Consider the following 13,119-nt stretch of genomic DNA (forward strand, 5'->3'; position numbering starts at 1 on the left):
CGCCTGCCGCGGGCTCCTCGAAATTTAAGTAGCGATTTTTACAAAATCACTCCCTAAATTTCCGAGGTCATAAAACTGTTTCGTAAGCTCTATTTTAGAACTTACACAGTTTATGAGATACTCCCTTATAATCTGTTTATATATAAAAACCCACAATGGAATACCGTTGTGGGTTTTTTTATTGCCTAGGATTAATAAGTCAGAATTCCTCAAAAACTTTATCATCCCATTCTTGAGCAACTTTTATATTTCCTAAAGTCCGTTCTCCCCTACCGGATGATAAATAAATATTATCGTATTTTTTATAATCACTCCATTCATTGCTATAACTTGCAGCGCTATCTGAAGCATTTCTATAAAAATCCCATTGCAAAATCATATGAGTTTCAGGATCGATATAAGCTTTGTATTTATTTTGTGGAGTAAAACCTACTTTTTCAAAAGTTAGACTGATGACTTCTGCCTTTTTTCCACTTAAGGTGCTGTCTTGACCGTGATATTTTAATTGAACGCCTGGATCTTTAAATTTATAAGGAAAAACCAACCAATAGGAATCGTTCACCCAGATTTGCTTTCCCCTTTCAATGTATTTATCCAAAGAATCGCTCTTGGTTAATTCTCTATCTCCAATTTTAACACGGCCCGTATCCTCATTAATATTAATGAGATAAGTAGAATTTTGACCTGGGAAATCAATTCTGACATTTCCTGTATATTTATCCCATATCAAATCACGGGCTCCCAAAAAGTTCCAAGTAATATATCGGGTATTGTCCCAATTGTCTTTTCCTCCATGTGCCTCCATAACTTTATCCGCCAATTCCACAGCTTTTGCATCGGAATTTTCAGGATTGAAAGCAGGAGTTTCAGATTTTTTGGTTTCTTCTTTTTCTTCTGATTTCTCTGATGGTTGACAAGCAATTAATATCAAGATTACTATGCTGAGCAGTATTGTGTTTTTCATATTCTGTAAATTAAATTTTTATCAAATTGTTTCAATCAATTTATAAAATCAGGTCAGTACTAAATACTTAATACGGTCTGACTACCGTCTGACCTCTGCACTTAGGTCAGACGGTAGTCAGACCGGAAATTTAATGTTTCCCAAAATCAAAACGGCTTTTTAAAAGTCACGATTTTCCTAAGCACATCATAATAAAGTGTAAAATAAAGTATAATGCTCATCAACCAAATAACAGCTAAATTAAATGCAAGCGTATTAAAAATGTAACCTGCAAAATATTTTTCACCAGCGTAGAATTGCGTTCTAAAATCCAATACATGGTCGGGCTGTGGCTCCATATAAACAGGATAAATCTTTTGGATTAATTTGCCATCGTATTCAATAATCCTATTGGGGTCATTGGTGTTTTTAACCAAGTTCGCCACAGTCTTGTTGTAATAGTTATCGCGTAGAAATTCAAAACGAGCTTTTCGTTCCGGGCTAGACGTAAGCATATAAATTGCTTTTTCTTTTTTGGCGTTGGCCTCATTAAAGAAGTTATTGTAAAACCGACTTAAGGTATTCAAAAACTCCTCCGTTTTGCCAGCAGTCCACCTATCGAATTTGTCTTGAGTCAATTTGTGGTAAGCATCAAATTTATCTTTTCCCACAATTTCCAGTTCTAGGCCAATTTCTCTATTTAAGATTTTGATTGCTTCTGCAAATTCCGGTGAATTTTTATCATCCAAATTTTGCGTCAGGAAGTTCAATTTAGATTTTAATCTTGGAATATAATATACAGTTTTATATTCTGATTGCGCCATTTGTCGGTCAAGTTCAAAAAACGGGGCTGCATATTCATTGGATTTAAATTGTGCGACCATGGAAGCTTCAAAAGCCCAGCGAGATGCCATTAATTCTCCCACCAAAGGCACTTTGTCAGGAGTTGTAATTTGGGGGTTTAAGTTATCAAAATTTACTACTACCCCACTTAAAATCAATTGAGGGATTAATAAAATGGGAATTAAAATATAGATGGTGATGGCGGAATTAAAAGCAGATGAAATGTTTAACCCCAGCATATTGGCAAAACAAGCGGTAGTGAATAATATAGCCCAATAAGTAAGGCTCATGCCATCTATCTCCAAAATTAAATCTCCTATGATCACATAAGTAAAAGTTTGCACAGCAGAGAAAAGAAATAAAATCCCAATTTTAGAAAAGAGATAGCTACTTCTGCTCAAATGCAAAAAGGATTCTCTTTTTAATATTTTCCTGTCTTTAATAATCTCTTCGGCACTCACTGTCAGCCCCATAAAAAGCGCCACAATAATGCTCATGAAAAAGAAGGCAGGAATATTGAGGTTGTCAATAAATAAATACTCACTTTTTTCATTTTCGGGATAAAACCGAATGATATAGGCAAGTAAGATCGCTAAAATGGGTGCTTCCAGTAAATTGATTAATAAATATTGACGGTTGGCAAGTTTTGATTTAAAATCTCTTTTGAAAAATAAACTTATTTGTTTTAGCCAGTTAGGAATTTGTAATTCGGGTTTAGGTAAAGGGTCAGGATTTTCTATTTTTGGAATTACTAATTGTTGTTCGAATAGGCTAAACCATTTTTTGGGACTTATTTTTCTTTCGTCTGTTGCTTTTCCATACTCATTCACCACTTTGGTTTCGATAATATTGAAGATTTGCTCAGGATTTACATTTCCGCACTCGATACAAGCCGCTTGGTCTTTGTCTATGGTATTGATTTGATTTTTGAAATAAAGGACTGCTTCCACAGGGTTTCCATAATAGATTTGGTAGCCTCCAACATCCAAGATTACCAGTTTATCAAACATCCTAAAGATATCGGATGAAGGTTGATGAATCACTACAAAAACCATTTTCCCTTTTAAGCTCAATTCTTTGAGCAAATCCATGATGTTTTCCGAATCTCTGGAAGATAGACCCGAAGTGGGTTCATCCACAAAAAGAACCGATGGCTCTCTCAGTAATTCCAAGCCAATATTTAATCTTTTTCTTTGCCCACCGCTAATGGTTTTATCAAGCGGAGAGCCGACCTTTAAATGTTTTGTTTCCGATAATCCTAATGAAGCTAATGTTTTGGAAACCAACTCTTCAATTTCCGAAGATGATTTATCGTCAAAACATAGCTTGGCCGCATAAAAAAGGTTTTCATAAACAGTTAATTCCTCAATTAATAAATCATCTTGAGGTACATAGCCGATGGTTCCCTTTATGGCATTTGGGTTATCATGAATGTTAATGCCATTAATTTCAACTTTTCCTTCCGAAGGCCTTTCATTTCCATTTAAAACATTCAGCAAGGTGGATTTACCGGAACCAGACGCACCCATTAATCCTATTAATCTTCCGGTATCTTCCGCGATATTGACCTTGTTAAGGCCTATGTGGCCATTTGGAAAAGTAAAACTGATGTTTTCTGCTAAAAATGAAATATTGGGAGTGCTATCATCCGTTTTGTAATGACTGGCAACATCACTGTAAAAAACGGTTTGTGATTTTTCCCCTTTGATGGTGCTTCCTGAAGGAAAAAGCGTGATAGTATTTTTTCTTAATGGAATGCCGTTCATATTTAATTGGGCATTCCCGATGTATTTTACAAAATACATTTCAGTACCCGCCAATTTCAAAATGGCCAAAAAGCCATCTAAATGATTTTCCTGAATGAAATATGTGGATTCTGGTACTTTTTCATCCTCTTCAGCAACAATAAGAAATTTGTCAGATTCAAAATCTTCAATGTTTTTGGCCAGCGCAAAAGATTGGATATAAGCAATAATTTCGATTGGGAGCTTAGTTTTTTCGGCAACTCGGTCTAAAATCTGAGTTTCTTCATCTGCTATTTCCCCATCTGCCAAAATAAGCTCAATTAATTGCAGGGCTAGAATGATTTTTTGAGGGTAAGTGAATTCCTCGTTAATTTTATGGCATATTTTGTCAATCCTTTCATTACTATCACTATAAGATGAGGCTGCAAAATCATCAAACATTCTTAGATGACGTTCTGCAGATTCTTCTGAAAGGTTTTCTGACAAAAATTTCTTTACATTATTACGCTCATCTTCCGTAACAGTACCTTTTTTTGCAACTATTGCAAATAATTCCAATAAGGCTTTTAGTAAATTTTCACTCATGGCTTAGTTTGAAATAATATGGGAGACCAACCTGGTTTTCTTGCAGAAAAAAAAGGGCAGAGACTTCAGTTCTACATGCTCTCGTACCCTTTTTTAATATTAATAATATTTTACAATCATCCGGTTACATCATCTCTGATTTTGCCCATTTGATTGGTTATGTTGTCTAAAGTTTCATCCTCTAATAATTCAGAACCTTTTCCCTCATCCATTAATTGCTGAACATTTAATTTTTTATACTCTTCTTTCAACACTTTCAAATCAGCAACAAGGGTTTTGATATAATCATCTTGCTCAACACTTTCCAAAAGTTCAATTAAATCAATTAATGGTTCTTCCTGCTTAATGATAACATCAACCAATGGAATTAAAATTAATTTACGCGCATTATCAGGCAATTCTTTAGGATAATTTTCCACTAAAGCCGTAGCAATGTAAAGGCCTTCAATAAAAGAACCTGCCAACAGTAACGCTGCTACTTTGGGTCGATCAGTTTTTCTTAAATGATCATCAGCATTATTAATCGCTTCATTCACTATAGTTGCTAATGAGTCAGTATTGGATAAATTACTTTCGAACCTTTCAACAGTTTTTGGATCAAAAGAACCTGATAAAGCTAATTGATCAGCCAATGGTCTGATTTCCGTAATATAATTCAAAGCTTTTTGAGACTTTTCATAAGCACTCAAATAAGCTACATCAGTGGCATAAACCCCTAAGTTTACGGCAGCTTCATTATTGTTGCTACTGTAATTACTTACATTTTTCAAATCATGAATTAAACTTTCATCCAGATCTGCTCCGGTTTCCATTAATAAAAAAGGAATTTCTGAAGGTGCGGGCATTTCTTTCACTACACCACTAATTTTCTCTTTTACTTCCTTTTGAGCTTTTTCGAATGCTTCAGAATTGCTTTCTTCCTTTTCTTTCTTTTGCGGGCTACAAGCTACAACGGCCAATAAGGCTACAATTACAATTGATTTTAAATACATATTCATTGTTTATGGTTTTTCTAAGTCTTTAATTTATAAAATAATTTTAATAAATAATATTGTTTTGGAAAGAGGATTTTCAAAAAAATTGATGGCAGGTCAAATTTTATTAAAGTTGGATTTTACAAAAGGCATTAGACACCACCAATTCTTAAATTTTGAGCACATTGATTAATTTTTTATTGTGTTGAGCTTTTGCTTCATCATATCCAATATTTTCGTTCCTATTTTTTTCAATTGAGGTTTTATCTTGTTGTTATATAGATATTCATTCCGACTTCTTTTAGGAAATTGATATATTTTTGAAATAATAAAAATTAATAATAGACTTCCAATACCCCAAAATATGAAATTAACATAAACGTGATTTTTTAAATAAGGCAAAATCAAATAATAGAGAAGTATTGTCCAAAAAACACAGCTACTAAATATGGAAATTAAAATTAGATATTTTTCCCAAAGACCCTCTTTGCCAATTGAATAGGGATTTTTATTGGGATACCAGAATCTTTGAGTGTTATGGTTAATAAGCAATCTATGAAAGCCGGATTTTTCGGATGTTAAAACACTGACGAAATGCCCTTCCCTGAAATCAAAAGTTGCATTGTAAAATTGAAAATATTTTAGTTCTCCTTTTTCCGATTTTAGCTTAAAACTTATGTTGTTTTGAATTTTCTGATCCAGATATTGAAGGGGTTCCTTTTTATTGAAGTTTAAATGAATTGGATATTCTAAGTCTTCAATTTCTCCTGAAAAACAATGGAGCTTAACTTTTCTATATCCGTTTTTTAATTCAAATCCCATCGCCATTTATTTTGGTCTTTATGATAATCAAAAAATTATTTTCATCAAAAACGACACAAGTTTTTGTAAAGCCCGTAATTACATGTAGGTACATACAATTTTAGAAACATGGAAAAAATAATTTATAAAGCAGCATCAAGAGGCCATGCTGATCATGGTTGGTTGAATACCCATCATACCTTTAGCTTTGCCTCTTATTATGATTCCAATAGAATTCATTTTGGAGCACTAAGGGTATTAAATGACGATAAAATTACAAGCGGTACGGGTTTTCCTAAGCACCCTCATGATAATATGGAGATTATTTCGATTCCTTTAAAAGGAGATTTGGCGCATGAGGACAGCATGGGAAATCAAGCCACCATCAAACAAGGAGATGTTCAGGTGATGTCGGCAGGAACTGGAGTTACACATTCAGAATTTAATCCCAATAAAGATATGGGGACTGAATTTTTGCAAATATGGGTGTTTCCCAATAAAGAAAATGTTGAACCAAGATATGGCCAGGTTCATTATCCAGTAGCCGAGCGAAAAAATACTTTTCAAATGGTGGTCTCCCCTAATGCCAGTGATGTGGATACCTGGATTCAACAAGATGCCTGGTTTCATTTAGCGGATTTTGAGAAGGGATTTGAAAAAACTTACGAACTAAAGAAAAAAGATAATGGGCTATTCATCTTTTTACTGGAAGGAGCGATAGAAGTTGGAGATGAAAAATTGGAAAAACGAGACGGAATTGGTCTATTGAATTTGGAAAAAATAAACATTAAAGCTTCTGAAGATGCTGAAATGTTATTAATGGAGGTTCCATTAGAATGGTAATTCATTAAAAATAGAAAAGGGCAGTATTGCTACTACCCTTTTCGCCTACAACCATAAAACTATGAACGGTAACCAGCCATCCACAGAAAGATTTCAACCAAAACCTTCTAAACCAAAGACAACCAAAAACTTAAAAGGGTTGGAAAGCACGTAATTATTTTTATCAATTATTGAAGAATCTGCTATTAGGGAGCTAAAAGGTGTTAAAAGAGATTTTCTCGTTTGGGAATATTCCAGCGTAAATCTATACCATAAAAGCTGTTCTCACTATTGTTGTTGCCAAACTGGCTTTCCTGATTTCGGATGCTATAATTCAAATCAAGAAAAAGATTATGATAAGGCATTATACTCAAAGTCATTTTTACAAAACGTAAATTATTAAGTTCACCTTGGCCTATAGTGTGTCCAAACTGCCAATTGCTTCCTGTATCCGGATTGGTATGAACAAAGCGTGTATTATTTGTTTTAAAAATATCGCCCCCAAAATGATTGTTTACCGTTGTATCCGTACCAAATTCGGCCATTACCGCTTTTGCTTGAAAATGAATTCTAGGAGTAATTTGATAGCGTAAAGTGGCTACCCATTCTTCAAAATTAGCGCCTAATGGATGGGCTAGAGATTGTTTATAATTGGCATAATTAGTGAAATTGGAATCATGCGCATACATAAAAGGTCTCGCAACATTGTATTCAGCCTGTAAGTCTAAATTCGGGATTTCAAAGGCATTAAAATACTTTAAACCCGTTTGTACCGCCCATTTATTGGCCCACCAGCCACCTTGTCTTAAATTATCAATCAAGAATTCGTCTAATACCAACTGCCCGTAAAGACTAAACCTTTTTAGAAATAAAGCCCTAAAATCCATTCCCACCAAAGCGTTTCCTGAACTTCCGTCTTGCTGTTCTAAGGCACGGTAAAAAATAATAGGGTTAAAATACATAGGATCAATTGGATTTTGTGCAACCGATGAGTCCCCAGACATGATAGCCTCAAAAATTCCTATATTAATATTATCCGTGATATTGTAGCTCAAATGATGCAATGACATAAATTTTCTAGGGTATTGGTATTGAGTTCCCGATAATTGATTCCCTCTTAATACTACATCCGCTGTTTGTAATCCAAAAAGATTGGTATAATTCAGTTTCCAGATATTGGTTTCAGCTTTTAAAAATAAATAGCTTGGTGAAAAATCACTTAAAATGAGAGAGCGCTCACCATTTCCGATAAAAAATCTATCATGGCCAAATTGCAGATTGATGTTTTTGGTAGTTTGAAAAGAAATATAACCCCTTGCCGTAAAGAAGTCCACCCCTTCATTATTATCTCCATACGGTTTCCAAAAACCTTCATTGGGAACGGCTTTGAAATCACTTATATAATCATTCACATGATTGGCAAATACAACTTGGTTTTCTCCTACAAATGTGTAGAACCCGAGTTTATTGTTAATTAATCCTCTTACTTCTAATCCTCTTGTATTGGTAAAAAGTCTGTTGTCACTTAAGCTTTCCTCTCCTATTGAGAGGCCCAAAACAGGATTTACATGTAAATCAAATTCTTCTTCATGTACATTTAAGAAGTCGGGCTTTGTTTTATAAATATGTCCGAAAATACCCCTTTCATTTCTATAATCAGCACTTTCTGTCCATTCCCAACTGTCATTTTTCAGATAATTATAATTGAATTTATCTTTCCGGTTTAAATTTTGGCTATCTAAACTGTCTAAAAATTGCGCAATTTCCTTTCGGTTAAAAGGCTTCATAGAAGCATGGAAACTTTCAGAAAATTTTCCGTTTGTTACTTCCAGTCTTTCTAAAAGGTGATAATAATCACGGTTTAGAGGGGCATTTACGGCTTGTGAGAAAGCATTTAATACGAAAATAAACAAACAGACAGTAAATAGTAATCTCATATTGAATATATTAGCGCCTGCAAGATAACCAAAAATATATCACCAATAAATAGAGAGAGGTTTGGAAAGAACAAATCCTTCCCTTATTTTTGCATTCCTTTTAAAAGAATTGGTTGGAAATCAATAATTTAATTTACTAGTTATGAAAAAAGATATTCATCCGGAATACAAAGATGTTGTTTTCTGGGATACTCAAGCAGACGTGAAATTCTTAACGAGATCAACAATGAGCTCGAATGAAACCATCAAAATGGACGATGGTAAAGAATATCCGGTAGTTAAAATAGAAGTTAGTTCGGCTTCTCACCCTTTTTATACAGGAAAGAAAATTTTCTTGGATACTGCAGGTCGTGTGGAGAAGTTCAACCAAAAATACAAAAAGAAGAAATAATTTTAAATTATCAATTCTTCATAAAAGTCTCTCTGATGTTAAAGTTAGAGAGACTTTTTTATTTATAACCTGAGTTCGATTTTATATCTGCAAAACATCTTCAAAGCGTCATTTCAGAAATTTTCTTTTTATATTTTCAAAAAAAAAGAAAATTATCTGAAATCTTTCTATAGCATTTTGAAGGAGATGCCGGAAAATAAATACTTTTTAAAATTTAAGTATTCATTTTCTGGCATGGCCAGTCCCGAATAGCGGGAACGGTGCTTCTATGAATCGAACTCAGGTTTATAGACTATTCCAACTTTTCAGCTACATCAAAATATTAAGCTTATCTTTGAATTTAACAGATTGGCGAATTTATAGTTAAAACATAGATGACAACGGAAGAATTTAGAAAGCATGCCCATTCTTTGGTGGATTGGATGACAAATTACTTAGAAAATGTAGAAGATTATCCTGTTTTATCTTCTGTGAAGCCCGGTGAAATTAAAGCTCAATTTCCTAAAACTTATTCTGAGCAATCAGAAGACTTCAGCAAAATTTTTAAGGATTTTGAAGACAAAATAATGCCGGGCATCACTCATTGGGAAAGCCCTAATTTTTTTGCTTATTTCCCTGCTTCCAAAAGTAAAGCTTCCGTTTTAGGAGAAATGCTGATGTCTGTTTTAGGCACTCAAGGAATGGTTTGGTTAACTTCTCCCGCTGCAACTGAATTGGAAGACCGCATGATGGAATGGATGCGAGATTTGTTGGGGCTATTAAAGGATTGGACAGGCTCCATTCAAGATACTGCCTCTACTGGAACCCTCAACGCACTGATTACTGCCAGAGAAAAAGCAAGTAACTTTCAGATCAATGAAAATGGCTTTTTTAGAATGCCAAAATACCGGATATACGCTTCTGAACAGGCACATAGTTCCATCGATAAAAATGTGAAGATTGCAGGCTTTGGCTCTAAAAATTTAGTCAAAATTCCGGTGGATGAGCATTTTGCCATGATTCCCGAGAAGTTAGAGGAGAAAATCCAAAAAGATATTGACTCGGGCTACGAACCCTTATTGGTTTTGGGTGCTTTAGGCACAACCGGCACCACTGCTGTTGACCCCTTGGAGGAGATTGGAGCTATTGCCAAAAGATATCATTTATGGTTTCACGTTGATGCAGCCTATTCAGGAGCAGCTTTGATTTGTCCTGAACACAGATGGATGAGCAAAGGACTTGAACTAGCCGACAGCATGGTTTTCAATCCGCATAAATGGATGTTTGTCAATTTTGATTGCAGCTTATACTATGTAAAAGAGCCTGATTTATTAAAGCAATCCTATAGCATTACTCCTGAATACCTCAAAACGGATGCTGATGAGGAAGTAAATAACTACCGAGATTGGCATATTCAATTGGGCCGTAGATTTAGAGCATTGAAGTTATGGTTTGTTTTAAGAGAATTTGGAGCTAAAAAACTCAGGACAATTATCAATAACCATATTGAATGGGCAAAGTGCTTGGAAAAAGAAATCAAAAAATCGGCAGACTTTGAAATGTTGGCTCCAGTTCCAGTAAACTTGCTTTGCTTTCGCTTTAATGATGGGAGGATGAATGAGGAAGATCTTAATAAATTCAATGAGCAATTACTGAAAAATGTGAATGCCACTGGTAAAATATTTATTACGCACACTAAACTGAACGGAAAATATACTTTGAGATTAGTGGGCGGTCATCCTGAATTGACTAAGGGGCATTTGGAGAGGGCTTGGGGGTTGATTCAAGAAATGGCACATAAAATAGAGGCTAAATTCTGATTGTAATTTCAGGGGCAGTTGGTTTAATATATTTTCTTTATATTTATCATATCAGTTCAGGTACATCCAAAACCAGATAGCATTTTATTTTTTATGAATGTATGGATTGATAAAAAAGAAATATAGTCACCAAGGGGTGATTATATTCAATTGTTATCTTCAATTTCTGCAACTTGAAAGCACTTTTACTCATAGCGCTAATTAACCCCATAACTCTTTGGGCTCAGTTCAACTTTGAACCAGATTCTATTGTGCAAACAAGGAATATCCATTTAGGGATACCAGATCCTGATAGTGTCAAATTCGAATTCAGGTTATGGAACAGCTCAACTCATTTTGGATTATTGACGCAGCTAACACTTAACACAGAAGATGAATGGAGCTACAATACTGGAATTGAGAATCATAATGCTGGGATCCACTACTTTGAAAATTCACGGAACATTAACATCTCCGAACTTTGGAAAAAACTGGATTCACTCAATGTGAGAACTTTGCCAAGCCAAGAAAATGCGAAAATATCGATCCAGAAAGAAGATCAGATACATTATCTCACGCAGGAACAATTTGAAAAAATTCTTGGCCCTGGAGGATCAGCATTTGAGGTGGAGCTATTTAGGGGCAATGACTATAGAACATACTACTATTTAGACCCAATTAAACTTTCCGATAATTTCAAGAACTCCAAAGAGAAATGGAATGCTAATGAACACCATAATATGGCTGAGATAGTTCGAACAATAAATGAGACTTTTGAACTCATGAGAAACTTCCAAGAATACCTAAAGAACTATGGAAAAGAAGATAACAGACGCTAAAATCCATAGGCTAATGAGCCATTTGCAAAGGGCATTTGAATCAGATACTTTTAAGGAAAATAACAAAGGTCAAGCCTACGGATTTTAGCTGGCCGTAATAATAGAGTACTCAGTTATTTGGAAAACTTATAATCCCTAAAAATTTGGAAGAAGAAAGCCATCAATTATTAAAAATTGAAAGTAGTCAGATATGTATTATTTGCGATAAGGACGAGAAAAAACCTCAACTTGGGACTGGATTCGTTTTTTTAAGACCAAATTGGGTTGTCACTGCTGCTCATGTTGTATTAGATGACTTTAAAGCGCCACGTGATAAATTGTACGCAGAGTTTCCTGATAATCGTAAATTAGAGTTACCTGTAAAGGTACTAGCTGTACATAAAGAAAATGATATCGCTTTACTTGAAATTATTGGTGATACAACACCAGGCTCAAAACCACTTTTTCCTGGATATGTGGAATTAAGTGTTTCTAAAGGACTGATCTCTTTAGGATATACACCTAGTAAAGGTAGAACTATAACTGCTAGCCTAGCAAAAACATATGACAAAAAAATTAGAGAAAGAGAAGCAGATGAAACAATTCTTGAGTTTGAATCAAATCAAGTAGAAGGCGGTTCTTCTGGAGGACCTATATTTGGTGATGGTGGAGCAGTTTTAGGAATATTAATTAATGTATTTACAACAGAAAAAGAACCAGATAAAACATTTGCTAGAGCAACATCGATCTTAAATTTAATGAATGGGATTGTAATCGATTATAATCCAGAAATTCTTATATCTATAAAATAAAAATATTACTAACATAGTATCAAAACCCATTTGCTCACCTCCTTGTAGCAAATTGACTGCTAAATAGCCCGTAATTTATGCTTGCTTTTCATAGCTGGCAACCAAGGATAATGCTTTAGCTAACTATAGAGCCTGATTATACTAAGCTTTTGCAATAAATGAAGTTTATCAGTTTGTGGAGAAAGCATAAATTACTACTTTCAGTATTTCATAGCCTAGTATAACAATCAGGTTTTATACAGGCGTTCCATTACTTCATAAGAACCCACAAGAAAATTGAAAAAGCTGTTATTCAAGCTTCTGACTTATTCCATAGGTTCTCCTATGGCACGGATTTTGCTAATTTAGATTTAATGAATAAGTCAACGGTTAGAATTGCAGAAACATTACTATTAGGGTTTCATGGAGGTTAAGGAATTTCTAGCCTTATGGCCTGAACTTGAGTACTTGATTTGATTAACATTTAAGAACATTTTTTCTATTTATAAATAAAGCAAAGTAGTAACCTTAAAATATATTGTATTAGGTCATCAGCAGTTTGATTGAACCTGCTACCTTTGACCGGACGGTAAGTTAAGCTTTAAATGCTAAATTTACTTACTATGAAAAGAGAAAGAAGAAAGTTTGACAAAGAGTTTAAAGAGATGACTGTAAACTTATGCTTATCTGG

Annotated in this window: 10 protein-coding genes; 5 read left to right on the plus strand and 5 right to left on the minus strand. The window is 34.4% G+C overall.

Annotation, left to right across the window (positions count from 1 at the left end):
• Window positions 1-199 precede the first annotated feature (199 nt).
• The 4 genes from ACFE0M_RS17385 to ACFE0M_RS17400 form a co-directional block, all read right to left on the minus strand.
• Window positions 200-964 carry a hypothetical protein gene (locus ACFE0M_RS17385; RefSeq protein ID WP_434547062.1) on the minus strand — a complete coding sequence of 255 codons (765 nt, stop codon included), beginning with the start codon at window positions 962-964 and terminating at the stop codon, window positions 200-202.
• Between the two features lie 146 nt (window positions 965-1,110).
• On the minus strand, window positions 1,111-4,116 hold the full coding sequence (locus ACFE0M_RS17390; RefSeq protein ID WP_434547063.1) for an ATP-binding cassette domain-containing protein: 3,006 nt from the start codon (window positions 4,114-4,116) through the stop codon (window positions 1,111-1,113).
• A 116-nt stretch (window positions 4,117-4,232) separates the two neighbouring features.
• Entirely contained in the window at window positions 4,233-5,108 is an 876-nt protein-coding gene (locus ACFE0M_RS17395; protein ID WP_434547064.1) for a hypothetical protein, read from the minus strand.
• A 171-nt stretch (window positions 5,109-5,279) separates the two neighbouring features.
• On the minus strand, window positions 5,280-5,912 hold the full coding sequence (locus ACFE0M_RS17400; RefSeq protein ID WP_434547065.1) for a hypothetical protein: 633 nt from the start codon (window positions 5,910-5,912) through the stop codon (window positions 5,280-5,282).
• A 108-nt stretch (window positions 5,913-6,020) separates the two neighbouring features.
• Between ACFE0M_RS17400 and ACFE0M_RS17405 the strand changes: the two genes are divergently transcribed.
• The gene (locus ACFE0M_RS17405; RefSeq protein WP_434547066.1) at window positions 6,021-6,734 is read left to right on the plus strand and encodes a pirin family protein; all 714 of its coding nucleotides are present in this window, start codon (window positions 6,021-6,023) and stop codon (window positions 6,732-6,734) included.
• A 203-nt stretch (window positions 6,735-6,937) separates the two neighbouring features.
• Here ACFE0M_RS17405 and ACFE0M_RS17410 read toward each other — a convergent pair whose 3' ends face one another.
• The gene (locus ACFE0M_RS17410; RefSeq protein ID WP_434547067.1) at window positions 6,938-8,650 is read right to left on the minus strand and encodes a capsule assembly Wzi family protein; all 1,713 of its coding nucleotides are present in this window, start codon (window positions 8,648-8,650) and stop codon (window positions 6,938-6,940) included.
• 142 nt (window positions 8,651-8,792) lie between these two features.
• Here ACFE0M_RS17410 and ACFE0M_RS17415 point away from each other — a divergent pair, with 142 nt between their 5' ends.
• The 4 genes from ACFE0M_RS17415 (at window position 8,793) to ACFE0M_RS17430 (ending at window position 12,449) form a co-directional block, all read left to right on the plus strand.
• The gene (locus tag ACFE0M_RS17415) at window positions 8,793-9,041 is read left to right on the plus strand and encodes a type B 50S ribosomal protein L31 (RefSeq protein ID WP_434547068.1); all 249 of its coding nucleotides are present in this window, start codon (window positions 8,793-8,795) and stop codon (window positions 9,039-9,041) included.
• Window positions 9,042-9,415: 374 nt separating this feature from the next.
• Window positions 9,416-10,840 (plus strand): pyridoxal phosphate-dependent decarboxylase family protein, encoded by a 1,425-nt coding sequence (locus tag ACFE0M_RS17420; RefSeq protein WP_434547069.1) that lies wholly within the window; start codon window positions 9,416-9,418, stop codon window positions 10,838-10,840.
• Window positions 10,841-11,013: 173 nt separating this feature from the next.
• Window positions 11,014-11,658, plus strand: coding sequence for a hypothetical protein (locus ACFE0M_RS17425; protein ID WP_434547070.1), 645 nt, complete (start codon window positions 11,014-11,016; stop codon window positions 11,656-11,658).
• Between the two features lie 143 nt (window positions 11,659-11,801).
• The gene (locus ACFE0M_RS17430) at window positions 11,802-12,449 is read left to right on the plus strand and encodes a S1 family peptidase (protein ID WP_434547071.1); all 648 of its coding nucleotides are present in this window, start codon (window positions 11,802-11,804) and stop codon (window positions 12,447-12,449) included.
• Window positions 12,450-13,119: the final 670 nt, after the last annotated feature.

The sequence above is a fragment of the Marivirga sp. genome (assembly GCF_051117495.1).
Lineage (GTDB): Bacteria > Bacteroidota > Bacteroidia > Cytophagales > Cyclobacteriaceae > Marivirga.

Coding starts and splice junctions, on each gene's coding strand:
- ACFE0M_RS17400 (WP_434547065.1), bottom strand. CDS start 5,912: ATGGGATTTGAATTAAAAAACGGATATAGAAAAGTTAAGCTCCATTGT.
- ACFE0M_RS17420 (WP_434547069.1), top strand. CDS start 9,416: ATGACAACGGAAGAATTTAGAAAGCATGCCCATTCTTTGGTGGATTGG.
- ACFE0M_RS17405 (WP_434547066.1), top strand. CDS start 6,021: ATGGAAAAAATAATTTATAAAGCAGCATCAAGAGGCCATGCTGATCAT.
- ACFE0M_RS17390 (WP_434547063.1), bottom strand. CDS start 4,116: ATGAGTGAAAATTTACTAAAAGCCTTATTGGAATTATTTGCAATAGTT.
- ACFE0M_RS17385 (WP_434547062.1), bottom strand. CDS start 964: ATGAAAAACACAATACTGCTCAGCATAGTAATCTTGATATTAATTGCT.
- ACFE0M_RS17395 (WP_434547064.1), bottom strand. CDS start 5,108: ATGTATTTAAAATCAATTGTAATTGTAGCCTTATTGGCCGTTGTAGCT.
- ACFE0M_RS17410 (WP_434547067.1), bottom strand. CDS start 8,650: ATGAGATTACTATTTACTGTCTGTTTGTTTATTTTCGTATTAAATGCT.
- ACFE0M_RS17415 (WP_434547068.1), top strand. CDS start 8,793: ATGAAAAAAGATATTCATCCGGAATACAAAGATGTTGTTTTCTGGGAT.